This is a genomic window from Pseudoalteromonas sp. 31A1, from assembly GCF_011378815.1.
GTDB classification, from domain to species: domain Bacteria; phylum Pseudomonadota; class Gammaproteobacteria; order Enterobacterales; family Alteromonadaceae; genus Pseudoalteromonas; species Pseudoalteromonas arctica.
In genome coordinates this window covers 81,395-94,797 of sequence record NZ_WTKY01000006.1, presented here as the reverse complement: position 1 = coordinate 94,797, position 13,403 = coordinate 81,395, and the positions used below count along the sequence as shown (strand labels likewise).

Sequence of the window (13,403 nt, the reverse complement as noted above, 5' to 3'; positions counted from 1 at the left end):
ATGAACAACACAATGAAAAAAGTACTGCCAGCTTTACTACTAGCAACGGCTTTTAATACTACTTCAGTTATTGCAGCTGACGCTAAACAAGACACCATTCAAAATAATTTAGAGAAATGCATGATTAATGAAAGCATAAAGGCAATTAACCCTGTTAATCAAAAACTACGAAAAACAAACAAAATAGACGCTTCTGAGTCTTTAAAAAGTAATGTTGATAAGCAGACATTACTTTCTTCAATAGATGAAAAAATATCAGCTGAGCTTGACTCTTCAATGAGCAAAATAAACTCGCAAATTGATAAAAATCTTTCAAAGGTAACATCGTCAATCACTACATATTTCAGCAATGTGTTATCGAACTAAAAACAATAAAATTAAAAGTTATATTAAGGAATTATCATGAAAAAATTCACAAAAAAATTAGTGTCTGCTAGCGTATTACTTAGTTGTAGCCTTTTAGCAAATACAGCACAGGCTCAAAGCTCTGTATGGCAAGTAAGTAATGGCAATGACTCACTATTTATTGGCGGTACAGTTCACATACTACCTAAAGCTGAAATGCCTCTACCCGCTGAGTTTAACCATGCTTATGAACAAGCAGATACAATTATTTTAGAAGCACCGTTACCTGACCCAGCCGACACCAATGCACAAATGCAAATGTTAGGTGCGCTATCGTATACAAATAACGAAACGTTGAGTCAAAAGCTAGAACCCGAGATTAAGGCTTCACTTGAAAATAAGCTTAGCGAGTTTGGCGCTAACCTAGCTAAGTTAGATGGTTTTCGCCCTGCTATGGTTAGTATTGTTTTAATGTCGATGGAGCTTCAAAAGCAAAATTTAATGGGTGAAGGGGTTGATGCTTACTTTACTAAAAAAGCGACTGAAGATAACAAAACAAAAAATTACTTAGAAACAATGGAATTTCAGTTAGAGTTTTTTAAAACAATGGGTCAAGGCAACGAAAACGATTTCATTAAACGTAACTTAGCCGAGCTTCACAACTATGGCGATATGTTTAAAGGACTTTTAGCTGCCTGGCGCAAAGGTGATACAGACACACTGAATAAAGTGGCACTTGAAGATATGCAGCAAAATGATCCGAATAGCTATAAACAAATCATTACAGATAGAAATAATGATTGGTTACCAAAAGTAGAAGCCATGTTTAACAACGACAAAAATGAGTTTGTACTTGTTGGAGTTGCCCACCTTGCAGGACAAGATAGTTTACTTACCTTACTTGAAAATAAGGGCTATAAAGTTTCTCTAGTTGATATTGATAGCACGGCAGATATAACAGTAAGAGGGGCTGAATAATGGATAAAACAGACAAACTAGCGATATCGCTACTGTTTCTATTTGGGTCTATCATGTTGATATGTGCTATATAAAAAATGCCGCTAACAAGCGGCATTTTTTTATTTTAATAAACTTACCCGCGTGGAATAAATCCAACTGCATCATAAACGGCTTTTAATGTAACCTCAGCTCGAGCACTCGCTTTTTCAGCGCCCTTTTTCATGATGTTATTAAGAAGCGATTGATCTTCTCTAATCTCTTTAAAGCGAGCTTGAATAGGTTCAATCATGCTTACAACAGCATCAGCGGTATCTTTCTTCAAATGGCCATACATTTTATCTTCGTATTCTGGTACTAAGTCTTCAATTGAGCGCTTAGTTGCAACGCTTAATAAAGTAAGCAAGTTTGATACACCCGGCTTTTCTTTGCGATCAAAGTAGATACGCGCTTGTTCGTCTGAGTCTGTTACTGCTTTTTTAAGTTTTTTCTCAATCTTTTTAGGCTCGTCTAGCATCATGATAAAACCATTTGGGTTTTCATCTGACTTTGACATCTTTTTAAGTGGATCTTGTAGGCTCATTACGCGAGCACCAAATTCAGGAATATACGGTTCTGGTAGCGTAAAAATATCGCCATATACATTATTAAAGCGCGTAGCAATATCGCGAGTCAGCTCTAAATGCTGCTTTTGATCATCTCCTACAGGTACTTTATCTGCTTGATACAATAAAATATCCGCCGCTTGCAGAGCTGGATAAGCAAATAAACCCACGTTAATATTATTAGCGTGCGTTGCTGACTTATCTTTAAACTGCGTCATACGATTAAGCTCACCCATTTGCGCATAACAGTTTAAAACCCAACCTAGTTGAGCATGTTCAGGCACTTGAGATTGTACAAATAGCGCTGCTTTTTCTGGATTGATACCACATGCTGTATATAGTGCAACTCCGTCCAATACGCGAGCGCGAAGTAATTCTGGGTCTTGGCGTACCGTAATCGCATGCAAATCTGCAAGCATAAAGTAGCTATCATATTCTTCCTGTAGCTTAACCCACTGGTTAATAGCGCCAACATAGTTGCCTATTGTCATACCACCGGTTGGCTGCATGCCACTTAATACTACTGGTTTACTCATGATTTTCCTTTATTTTGCTTAATTAATAATATTTAACGCTGCGTTAGAACAGGTATTATATCTAAGAAGTTATCGCATAGGTACTGCGGATTATAATCTGCAAGGTTTTCACCTTGGTTATAGCCGTAACTAAGTGCAATTACGTCTATGTTAGCAGCTTTAGCTGCAAGTATATCGCTTTTAGAATCACCTATCATTATTGCTTTATTAGGTTCAACATTTAGCTTTTTACAGGCAAATAGTAAAGGCTCTGGCGATGGTTTTTTTGCCATGTCGTCACCACATACAATCACATCAAAATGGCTCGCTAGTGCTAGTTTATCAAGCAACTTCTCTGTAAACACACGAGACTTATTAGTGATTAATGCTTTGGGCATACCACGAAGTGCTGCAAGCCCAGTTTCTACATGTTGATACAACACACTATATTCACCCACATGTTGCTCATAATGTTTATAAAACTGCGTAATAGCTTTGCTGCTGAGTGATTCATCTAAATGCTCACTCACTTGCATATCGCCACTCAAGGCACGTTTAACTAGCACTTCAACACCATTACCTACCCAGCTTTCAACCAAACGTTGACTTACTATCGGGAATGCTAAGTCAGTTAATGTGAGATTTATGGCTATGTATAAATCGTAAATGCTATCAACCAAGGTACCATCTAAATCAAATAAGGCGATATCGTACTTCATTATTTTACACTTCCAAGCTGTTTACGCATTTGATCAATCACAACTTTGTAATCTGGCTGATTAAAAATAGCAGAACCTGCAACAAACATATCTGCACCCGCTTGAGCCGCTGCTGCAATGTTATCGACTTTAATACCACCATCAACCTCTAAGCGAATATCTCGACCTGATTCAATAATACGCTGTTTTGCTTGGCGTAGTTTTTCAAGCGTATGAGGGATAAAACTTTGCCCGCCAAAACCTGGGTTAACCGACATAAGTAAAATGGTATCGAGCTTATCAATAACATGATCTAAATAACTTAGACTTGTTGCAGGGTTAAACACTAAGCCTGCTTTACAGCCGTGATCTTTAATTAGCTGTATTGTTCGATCGACGTGCTCGCTAGCTTCTGGATGAAAAGTAATAATTGATGCCCCAGCCTCTGCAAACAGTGGAATAAGGCTATCTACAGGCTTAACCATTAAATGCACGTCGATAGGCGCTGTTACGCCGTAATCTCTAAGTGCTTTACACACCATTGGGCCAATTGTTAGATTAGGTACATAGTGATTATCCATTACATCAAAATGAACCACATCTGCTCCCGCAGCGAGTACTTTATCAACATCTTCACCTAACTTTGCAAAGTCAGCAGACAAAATAGAAGGGGCAATTAAATATTTTTGCTCTGGGTTAAACATGATTAACTCCATCAATAAATAGTGTATTGCGTTAATGTAACTTAATTGAAGATGTTACCCAAGTAATATGGCGTAATAGCCCCTATTTCAGGTAACTTTAAGTTTGATATTTAATCAATATTTGCTATGATTAAAAAAGTAACAAATTATTGGATTTCATCATGCGTGCTTTTAAAACTGGGATATTAATTGCGTCGGCATTACTGCTTATCGGGGCGTTTAGCTTTGATTCAAGCTCTGAGCAAGAATTAAGCTCAGTGGGTAATTGTCATAATACACAAGTGGTAAGTGCTCAAAACACATTAACTACAATCACGTGTATTAAAGCTGAAGAAGAGTCATCGTGGTTTTCGTGGTTAACTGGCGATAGCCGTAGCGCTCAGTTTCATTACCTCGATTTGCTAGAACTACTTACTAGTTCTGATGATTCTAAAAATACTCCTTCTTTAAAACCCTTATTTTAAATAATGCTGCAATTTTTTAGTGCGTTGCAAAGTGTGCTAGCAGCATTTTTTGGTGTTCAATCTGAAAATAAACGCCAAGTCGATTTTAAACAACACTCTCCTGTCTCTATCATCCTAATTGCGGTTGTACTATTTATTGCTTTTGTTATCGCAATTTACGCTGTGGTTGCTTGGGTGCTAAATACATAGCCATCAACTCGTCAACTTTATTTCTAGAGCCACCTTTGGGGCTAATAGTGCGCTTTACTTGAATTTGATCAAGTGATGCTTGGCTATAAATTTTTCGAGTCCATACGGTATCGTGATTAGAGATAAGCACTGGTGTATCATTTTCAAAGGCAGCCTTCTCAGCCAGATTAGCCAAATTAGCCTGATCATCTAAATTAAACCCCCCTTTAGCGTAAGACGTAAAAGAAGCGGTTTTACTTAATGGTACATAAGGTGGGTCGCAATAAATAACTGCATTGTTAGGCACTAACTTAAAAACGTCATCGTAATCTAAACAGGTGAAGGTTGCTTTTTGTGCTTTTTCAGCAAAAAAGTACATTTCTTTTTCAGGAAAGTAAGGCTTTTTATATTTACCAAAAGGCACATTAAAAATACCTTTTAAATTATACCTACAGAGTCCGTTATAACCATGGCGGTTCATGTATAAAAACAATATTGAACGTTCATATACATCACGACTTTGATTAAACTGCACACGATATTCGTAATAAGCATCTGCGTGATTATTCAAATCTACAAATAACTTTTTAGCGTCACTAATCAGCTCATCTGGAGAGCTTTTCAGCTCTTTATATAAGTTAATTAAGTCTGCATTTATATCGTTGAGAATATAGTGTTTAAAGTCACTATTTAAAAACACAGAGCCTGCACCAACAAAAGGTTCAACCAACGTATCAGCATGCTTGCTAGCTTGGTTTAATCGCGCATTAATATTTTCAACTAGGCTGTATTTTCCGCCGGCCCATTTAAGGAAGGCTCTACTCTTTTGCTGCATTGGCTCTTTACTTCAATCTGGTGTTGCGCGATTTTACACTAAAGCAGTGTGTTTTACTGATCAACGAGTGCTATTTCTTGCTTTATTTTACTAATTTTTTTATAGAAAGGTTTATTTTTTCTAACCTCAGCAGATAAAGTATCCATTGCTGATTTTGCTTCGTTTATACTTTCAAAACTGCCAAATGTAACAACCCACCATATTTTATTATTTCGCTTTGTTTGGTAAGTATGAGTTTGCTGCTGTAGATTGAATTGAGCAATAAAATTATCGCTAACTTCCTGCTGAGTTACGGCTAATAATTGAATAACACTATTTGTATCTATTTGCTGCATGTACCATATATTATCTTGGCTGATCTGAGTTTGCTCTGCTGTATTTACTTTTAGAGCTTCAGATTTAACGTCACTTGATACACTGCTTTTGTTTTTAACGCTATTATCAATAGCATTGTCTAATACGTTAACGGTGTTGCCAGGTTCGGTAAGGCTTTGCATTATGGCAGGCACATCATTAATGTGTACACGCTCTGGCTTAATATCTGGCTCAACTACTTCAAGTTCATTTAAGTTAATTATTGAGTCATTTTTCTTTATAGCCGGCTCACTTACTTGCTCTATAGATATTGCTGTATTTACTACTTGTGTTTCTTCTTGCTGATAATACTGTTGCCACCACTGCGTCATATCCGACTTATAAAGCAGACCAATAATTAAAAGCATAATCAGCAACATCAAAATCAATAAGTGTAATCGCCAAGACACTTTGTCTTTAACAATAATATCGGCTATGTGCTCACTAGGTTGCCAAGCAAGCAATAAGCTTGGATTACCATGAGCCTCAGCTAAAAAAGTACTAAATACAGGGTCTTCATCATAGGGTAAGTCTGTAAAGTACCACTGCAATAACATCTTGCTTTCTCGAAGCGTTAGCGGCTCCAGATAAATTTCAACAGCGTTATTTAAAGCCAGTTTGGACTGTGAAGCTATTATAATATATAGCGTATTTGGGCTGTTTTTAGAAAGTAACTCAAGCTCAATTAACATCTCATCAGATAATTGCCTACCGCCATCAAGTACCCATAAACATGGCCCGCATGGTTGCTGCTGCAGTAATTGGTAATAGTTTTCAGGTAAACTTAAGTTATGATCAATCAGGGGAGAGTTAAAGCTTTGCTCTAATAACTCACTCATTAGCTGAGCATCAGTCATTTGCGCACTTACTTGCACGAAGGCTTTATTAAAGTCGTTGTATTTATCTGTAATGAAGGTTTCGAGCATGTAACTTTTACCTAGCCCAGAAGTGCCAAGTAAAACAATTAAATTTTGCCCGTACTCAAATTGCAGTGCGATTCTATCCACCAAAGCCGCACGGCTTGGTAAAATTTGTGACTGCATTTACTGCTCGATTAAGTCTCTAACTTGATCATCAGATACATTATCAACTAATGCACACTGGCCAAATTGGGTAGGTAGAATAAAGCGGATAGTGCCTTTTTTATTCTTTTTGTCTTTACGCATATGCGTTAAAAACTGCTCGCTAGTCATTTGCTTTGGAATTTCTGTTGGTAAATTATATAGCTCAAGCAGCTTAATAATTCGATCAACTTCATCTGCGCTTAAATCTTGGCGTGTCTTGGCAAGTTTAGCTGCTAATACCATTCCTGTTGCAACAGCTTCGCCGTGTAACCAAACGCCATAACCCATCTGTGCCTCAATTGCATGGGCAAATGTATGGCCTAAGTTTAACAAAGCCCGTAAGCCGTGTTCTTTTTCATCTTGAGCAACTATAAGCGCTTTTATTTCACAACATCTAAAAATGATATGCTGTAAGCATGCTTCATCTAATTGCTGTAAATTAGTCACATTTCGCTCTAAATAGGCAAATAATTCGGTATCGTAAATCAGACCATACTTAATTACCTCAGCCATACCTGCTGCAAACTCTCGTGCAGGTAGAGTGTGTAATGTTTGCGTATCAATAAAAACCGCTTGAGGCTGATAAAATGCCCCTATCATATTTTTACCTAACGGATGATTTACTGCCGTTTTTCCACCTACCGATGAATCAACCTGTGAAAGCACTGTCGTTGGTATTTGAATAAACGGTACGCCGCGCTGATAACAAGCCGCTACAAAACCAGTTAGGTCACCTACAACACCGCCACCTAACGCAATTAAACACGTATCTCGGCCACAGTTATTTTGTAGTAAAAATGCTGATATTTTTTCAAACCATTCAAGTGATTTATATTGCTCACCGTCAGGAATAATAAAAGATAGCGGATTTAGATCAGCTAATGAATCAAGTAATCTTTGCAAATATAAAGGCGCTATTGTGTCATTAGTAATGATGATAGGCCGACAATCACCAATGTGGTGAACCAGGCGGCCATTATCTTGAAGTGCAGATTGCCCAATATAAATAGGATAACTTCGCTCGTCCAAATTAACAGTTAATTTAAGCATGCTTGGCTATTCCTTTATTATTGGTTTTTAAAAATCTAATTTCTCGATGATTTGGTTAGCAACAACTTTAGCGCTTTGCTCATCGGTACGTACAACAAAATCAGCAACTTCTTTGTATAGTGGCTCGCGTTCTTCAGCTAAGCGCTCTAGTACGTTACGAGGTGCTTCTTCAGTTTGCAGTAATGGACGACGCTTGTCGCGTTGCGTGCGTGCAACTTGCTTCTCTATAGGTGTCTCTAGGTATACAACGATACCTCGAGCCGAAAGCTTGTTTCGAACTTCTTTGCTCATTACTGAACCACCACCGGTAGCAAGTACAATACCTTGCATCTCGGTTAAATCGCCAATAACAGACTCTTCTCGAAGTCTAAAGCCTTCTTCACCTTCAAGATCGAATACCCATGCAATATCTGCACCTGTGCGGCGTTCGATTTCTTGATCAGAATCAACAAATTCAAGGTGTAATTGGTCAGCGATGTGACGACCAATCGTGCTTTTGCCAGCCCCCATGGGGCCAACTAGAAATATATTACGTTTCTCAGCCATATCTTTTAGTACAAACAAACTCTAAAATTTGAAATAAAACCCCGCCTAACGACCTGGCCCCAAAATTAAGGAGGGGATTATCTCAGTAATTGCAGGGGTATTTCAAGTCAATTAGGATAAAAAGCCATATAACGAGCAATTAATCTAAATAATCACCCGTTGGTTAACATAAAACCACTGTATTTTAATCAATTTGTATTTTTGGTGTCACGAAAATAAGCAATTCACGCTTTTCATTAAACTCACTTGTGCTTTTAAATAGTCTTCCTACATAAGGAATATCACCTAAAATTGGTACTTTACTTGTAGTATTAATGATTTGCTGCTGGAAAATACCACCGAGTACTACGGTTTGTCCATTCTCAACTAATACTTGTGTTTGGATCTCTTGGGTATCAATAGACACAGCTTCACCTGTACCCGTTTGTACGGTATCACCACGTGTATCTTGAGTAATCACTAAGTCTAGTATTACTTTATTATCCGGGGTTATATGAGGCGTTACTTCTAAACTCAGTACCGCTTTTTTAAAGCTTACGGTAGTAGCACCACTTGAAGCTGACTCAGTGTAAGGAATTTCAGTACCTTGCTCTATTCGCGCTTTTTGCTGGTTTGCTGCAATAATGCGCGGGCTTGCAATAATCTCACCTTTGTTCTCTTTTTCAAGCGCACTTAGCTCTAAATCAATTAACGTACCATTAGCCAGTTTTGCTATGTGTAAGCCAATACTTGCTGCTGGGTTTGATGTAGGTAAATTTACATTTAATCGATCTGAAATACTTGGCGCATTTGAAGTTGATGTCGCGTTATAAATGCCTTCTGCGCCTTCAAGTGAACCTGAAATACCAACACTACTACCTTGGTCACTAAAGCCCCAGCGTACGCCTAAGTCCTCAGTAACGTTATCACGCACAGTTACCATACGAGATTCTATTACAACCTGCTGTACTGGAATATCGAGTGTTTCAATCATGCGGCGGATATTTTCTATACTCTTTACCGTATCTTTTACTAATAAGGTATTTGTACGCTGATCAACCGATACACTACCACGGGCTGTTATAATGCTGTTTCTATCTGTTTTTAATAAATCAGCAAAATTTTCGGCTTTAGCATAGTTTAATCGAATGTATTCACTGTATAGAGGCTCTAAGTCTTCAACTTGCTGTTTAGCTTTTAAATCTTTAGCTTCACGTGCAGCTAGTTCTTCTGCAGGTGCTACCATTAAAATAGAGCCATCCATGCGCTTATCTAGCCCTTTAATACGCAATACTACGTCAAGCGCTTGATCCCACGGTACGCCATCTAAGCGCAGTGTTATATTACCTGTCACTGAATCACTGGTTACTAAGTTAAAATCGTTATAACCCGCAATAATTTGTAGTGCTGCTCGCACAGAGATATCTTGAAAATTTAAGGTCATAGGGCGACCTTGATACTCAACGCCACCATCTAAATAGGCGTTTTGCGTTTCATCTTTTTCTACCGTCAGCGTTAAAATATTATCTATTTGCTGGTACGTAAATGTAAACTGAGCGTTTGGCTCAATAACGACACGACTTAATCCGTCTTCTTTAAAAGTCTCGATATTACTTACAACAGTACCAAAATCTAATACATCTAATTCATAAAGTAGGTCATCTAAAATATCGGTGTGATGAAAGTCAGCGTAAATTTTACCGCCACTTTCATGGACTTCAATTGCAGCTTGAGTGTCTTGTAAAAATACGAGTACTTTCGCTTCGCCCTTTTCACCACGTCTAAAATCAATTGATTGGATACGGTTGATGTAATTTCCACTTACATCACCTGAGTCCATCGCTACATCTTCATTTTCAGATTCTGTAAGAGGATTATCAGACACGCGTATTGATACTAAGTTGTTATGAACTTCAGTTTCATAAATTTTTAATCTATCTAAGTTTACCGTTACCTTTAAACCACTGTTAGTTAAAACATTAGTAACACTGCTAATTCCAGCTTGATTAACTTCAACATCATTTAAACCAACCTCTAACTCTGCGGTATCAAAAAACATTTCGATTCGGGCTGGGCTATTAAACACCTGAACTTTTGGCTCAAGCGTTAACTCTTCATCAAAAACAAGCTGTAACTCAGTTTCGCCTTTAAGTAATGGATTATAACGAACATCATAAAGTAACGGCCCTGCAACGGCTGAATTTACAGTGACTAAAGCAACAGCAGCCAGTAATGTTTGTGAAATACGATGAAGCCAAAGTACATCCTTATGCATGCTATTTTTACCTTTTTTATTATTAATTTGCGCCATCTGTTGCCGCCTCTAACATTTCTAATTTAGTCAAGCGCTCTTTCCAACAGCCAGACCCATCAGGGATTAATTCCACTAACTCTATATAGTCGTTACTTACTGTTTTTACTTTGCCATCATAACTACCAAGGTAATTCCCTACCGTTACACGATGCAAAGTAGCGTCAGCTGCTGTTATTAATGCCCATATTTGTCCACTAGAACCAATTGTGCCTTTCATTGCTAAGTTATCTAGCGGGTATTTTTCTAACGGTTCGCGGCGACGCTCTTGATCTGGGTGCAAACAGTTTTTTACTTGCGTTAATTTATTTTGGATTATCTCAGGCTGAGGCGCTACAAACGGGCTACGTAGCTGACCAGCACTGTACTCAAATATTTCAAACTTTGTCAGCTCAGGAATTGATTCAACCTTTGGTGTTGTGCTTGCTTTTACTTGATCAATAAATTCTTTTTGCTCAGACGTATCATCATTACAACCACTCAAAACAAACACCATTACTACAGGTACTACGCGAAGGAGCTTCATTTTTTAACCCCTTCTTCATAGCGATATGTTTTTGCAACAACACTAAATGTTAACTGTTTATCGCCCGATGATAAAATAGAAAAGTCATGTAAGCTTACAATTCGTGGTAACTGAGCTACTTTACCCACAAACTCACCAAATTCATGGTAGGTCCCTATCACTTCTATTTTAATCGGTAATTCAGTATAAAATTCTTTCTCGACTTCTGGTAACCAACCTATTTTTAAAAAAGTCAGACCACTTGTTGTGCCAACATACGACAAATCATCAAGTAAACCAGGGGTTTCGTTAGAGGTAGGTAAACGTTTTAATAATTGTGAAAACTTATCTTCCATTTCAATCATTTGTTGACGGTAGATCTCAAGCTTACTCGCGACTGCGTATTTAGTGCGATAAGTTGTGCGTAACTCGACCTCTTTCGCAACTGCACTGTGGTAACTATCAATTTCATCAGAAACTAATAGGCTATAACTAAAAAACAATACAAGTCCGGCAACAAACGTACAGCAAATTGCTTTAACTGCAATAGGCCAATCGCCAATGTTATCAAGCTCTATTTCATTCCAATCAATTTCACTCAGTGCTTTAAAATCAAGGCTCATCGCTAACCTCACCAATTTTATCAAATGGTTTTACATAAAATTCCATATTAAAATCACTAAGTAAACGCGAAGATTGATCGCCTGCAACAATGCCTTGCATTGAAGGATTCTCTAGTAAATATGAGCTTTGTACTTGGCGCAGCATTGTTGATAAACGGTTATTAGATTCACTACGTCCCAATACATGTATTTGGCTGCCTCTGCGCTCGAGTTTTGTTAAGTAAACCCCACCCGGCACTATTTTGGCAACTTCATCCATTATTTGCGTACCCAAATTACGGCTGCTTTGTAATTCTTCAATGAGCCTCATACGCTGTTGTAAGTTTTCTTTTCTTTTATCTAAACTTCTAATTTCACTTATTTTTTTATCTAGCATGCTAATTTCTGAGCTTAAATAGTTATTCTTTAAGTTTTGACCGTCTTTTAATGCACTATAAAAAGAGCTTAATAAGTACATACTCGCAAAACAAAGTATAACGACACCAATAAGTATAGTTACAAATTTCTTTTTCGATTCTTCGCGCTGCGATTCACGCCAAGGAAGTAGATTTATATGTGGCATGTTGAAAAGCTCCTTAATGCCAACCCTGTCGCAATTGCAAACTGCGTTTTGTGACGCTGCATTACATTACGATCTACTTTTGGAGAAATTTCCATATTTTCAAAAGGCTCAGCAACGACAGAGTGAATACCTAGTTCTTCAATGAGTAATCGGTCAATACCTTTAATCATCGATGTACCACCCGTTAATACAATATAGTCGATTTGCTCTTTGCCACTGGTTGTTAAAAACATTTGCACCGCGCGTCGCACTTGTTGGAGTAACGAAGTTTGAAAAGGGGCTAATACTTCAAAGGTGTAGTTTGGCGGTAAATCACCTGATGTTTTACCAATTTCAGCTTCATCAAATCCTTTATTATAATAAGCAACAATACTATTTGTATATTGGTCGCCACCAAAAACTTGGTCTCGTGTATAAATTGTTTCCCCAGCTTGAACAACGCTCACGAGCATTAAAACCGCACCAATATCAACCACAGCCACACATTTATTAAATGCGTCGCTAGGTAATTGCTGGTAATACACATCCATTGCACGACTTAATGCATAGCTTTCTACATCAACTATTTTAGCTTCTAAATTTGCAGCTTCTAAAGCGCCAACACGCGCTTCTACACTCTCAGTACGAGCAGCTGAAAGCAAAACATTCATTTTACTAGGATCGGCCTCATTCGTCGAAAGCTTCTCAAAGTCGAGGCTCACTTCATCAAGAGGATATGGAATTAAACTATCGGCTTCAATTTCAATTTGCGACTCAAGTTCAGCATCAGTTAACGATACATCCATGAAGATCACTTTTGTAATGACTGTTTGGCCAGAAACAGCCACTGCTGCAGATTTTAACGACTTTGGTAATTTTTTTCTTAATTTTGTAATTACGTTACCAATCGCTTCAATATCTTGAATTGTGCGCTCACTCATTGCGCCTTTTGGCATCGGCTCAATTGCAAGTGCTTCGAGTCGAAATCCAGTTTCAATTTCACGTAAAAGCACAGCCTTAATAGAGTGTGATCCAATATCAATTCCTACCATCATTTGGGACGGTTTTTGAAATAGTTGACTTAGCATGTTTCAACTTGGCCTTTGTTTTAATAATAAACAAGTTATAATTTTTATATG

At 37.8% G+C, this 13,403-nt stretch carries 16 protein-coding genes; 4 read left to right on the top strand and 12 right to left on the bottom strand.

What is annotated here, in order from left to right; all coding sequences use genetic code 11:
* Together GQR52_RS08310 and GQR52_RS08305 are read left to right on the top strand one after the other, a co-directional pair.
* On the top strand, nt 1-366 hold the full coding sequence (locus GQR52_RS08310) for a hypothetical protein (RefSeq protein WP_165728117.1): 366 nt from the start codon (nt 1-3) through the stop codon (nt 364-366).
* 36 nt (nt 367-402) lie between these two features.
* Nucleotides 403-1,323, top strand: coding sequence for a TraB/GumN family protein (locus GQR52_RS08305; protein ID WP_165728116.1), 921 nt, complete (start codon nt 403-405; stop codon nt 1,321-1,323).
* A gap of 115 nt (nt 1,324-1,438) precedes the next feature.
* On the opposite strand, the gene trpS is transcribed toward GQR52_RS08305, so the two are convergent.
* Genes trpS through rpe form a run of 3 tightly spaced genes read right to left on the bottom strand, consistent with a single transcriptional unit; the run spans nt 1,439 to nt 3,824 of the window.
* A complete protein-coding gene (gene trpS, locus GQR52_RS08300; protein WP_165728115.1) occupies nt 1,439-2,443 on the bottom strand; it encodes a tryptophan--tRNA ligase in 1,005 nt (334 codons plus the stop codon).
* A 32-nt stretch (nt 2,444-2,475) separates the two neighbouring features.
* Nucleotides 2,476-3,141: a phosphoglycolate phosphatase gene (locus GQR52_RS08295; protein WP_165728114.1), complete on the bottom strand. Its 666-nt coding sequence runs from the start codon at nt 3,139-3,141 to the stop codon at nt 2,476-2,478.
* Nucleotides 3,141-3,824 carry a ribulose-phosphate 3-epimerase gene (rpe, locus tag GQR52_RS08290; RefSeq protein ID WP_024607213.1) on the bottom strand — a complete coding sequence of 228 codons (684 nt, stop codon included), beginning with the start codon at nt 3,822-3,824 and terminating at the stop codon, nt 3,141-3,143. Before rpe ends, GQR52_RS08295 begins: the two co-directional genes overlap by 1 nt.
* 161 nt (nt 3,825-3,985) lie before the next feature.
* Here rpe and GQR52_RS08285 point away from each other — a divergent pair, with 161 nt between their 5' ends.
* Both GQR52_RS08285 and GQR52_RS08280 read left to right on the top strand, forming a co-directional pair.
* Nucleotides 3,986-4,288: a hypothetical protein gene (locus tag GQR52_RS08285; RefSeq protein ID WP_007586287.1), complete on the top strand. Its 303-nt coding sequence runs from the start codon at nt 3,986-3,988 to the stop codon at nt 4,286-4,288.
* A 3-nt stretch (nt 4,289-4,291) separates the two neighbouring features.
* Nucleotides 4,292-4,477 carry a DUF2970 domain-containing protein gene (locus tag GQR52_RS08280; RefSeq protein WP_007586286.1) on the top strand — a complete coding sequence of 62 codons (186 nt, stop codon included), beginning with the start codon at nt 4,292-4,294 and terminating at the stop codon, nt 4,475-4,477.
* On the opposite strand, the gene GQR52_RS08275 is transcribed toward GQR52_RS08280, so the two are convergent.
* From GQR52_RS08275 to GQR52_RS08235, 9 genes are all read right to left on the bottom strand, one after another.
* Nucleotides 4,434-5,291 (bottom strand): Dam family site-specific DNA-(adenine-N6)-methyltransferase, encoded by an 858-nt coding sequence (locus GQR52_RS08275; protein ID WP_007586285.1) that lies wholly within the window; start codon nt 5,289-5,291, stop codon nt 4,434-4,436. The two genes, GQR52_RS08280 and GQR52_RS08275, sit on opposite strands and share 44 nt — an antisense overlap.
* Before the next feature lie 53 nt (nt 5,292-5,344).
* Nucleotides 5,345-6,688 (bottom strand): AAA family ATPase, encoded by a 1,344-nt coding sequence (locus GQR52_RS08270; RefSeq protein WP_165728113.1) that lies wholly within the window; start codon nt 6,686-6,688, stop codon nt 5,345-5,347.
* Nucleotides 6,689-7,759: a 3-dehydroquinate synthase gene (gene aroB, locus GQR52_RS08265; RefSeq protein ID WP_010553793.1), complete on the bottom strand. Its 1,071-nt coding sequence runs from the start codon at nt 7,757-7,759 to the stop codon at nt 6,689-6,691.
* 27 nt (nt 7,760-7,786) lie between these two features.
* A complete protein-coding gene (aroK, locus tag GQR52_RS08260) occupies nt 7,787-8,305 on the bottom strand; it encodes a shikimate kinase AroK (protein WP_004589350.1) in 519 nt (172 codons plus the stop codon).
* A 184-nt stretch (nt 8,306-8,489) separates the two neighbouring features.
* Nucleotides 8,490-10,595 (bottom strand): type IV pilus secretin PilQ family protein, encoded by a 2,106-nt coding sequence (locus GQR52_RS08255; protein WP_165728112.1) that lies wholly within the window; start codon nt 10,593-10,595, stop codon nt 8,490-8,492.
* Nucleotides 10,582-11,121: a pilus assembly protein PilP gene (locus GQR52_RS08250; protein WP_007586272.1), complete on the bottom strand. Its 540-nt coding sequence runs from the start codon at nt 11,119-11,121 to the stop codon at nt 10,582-10,584. Before GQR52_RS08250 ends, GQR52_RS08255 begins: the two co-directional genes overlap by 14 nt.
* Complete coding sequence (locus GQR52_RS08245; RefSeq protein ID WP_007586270.1) at nt 11,118-11,723, bottom strand: type 4a pilus biogenesis protein PilO; 606 nt, start codon at nt 11,721-11,723, stop codon at nt 11,118-11,120. Before GQR52_RS08245 ends, GQR52_RS08250 begins: the two co-directional genes overlap by 4 nt.
* Nucleotides 11,713-12,285: a PilN domain-containing protein gene (locus tag GQR52_RS08240; RefSeq protein WP_007586268.1), complete on the bottom strand. Its 573-nt coding sequence runs from the start codon at nt 12,283-12,285 to the stop codon at nt 11,713-11,715. Before GQR52_RS08240 ends, GQR52_RS08245 begins: the two co-directional genes overlap by 11 nt.
* On the bottom strand, nt 12,273-13,352 hold the full coding sequence (locus GQR52_RS08235; RefSeq protein ID WP_024589891.1) for a pilus assembly protein PilM: 1,080 nt from the start codon (nt 13,350-13,352) through the stop codon (nt 12,273-12,275). Before GQR52_RS08235 ends, GQR52_RS08240 begins: the two co-directional genes overlap by 13 nt.
* Nucleotides 13,353-13,403 lie beyond the last annotated feature (51 nt).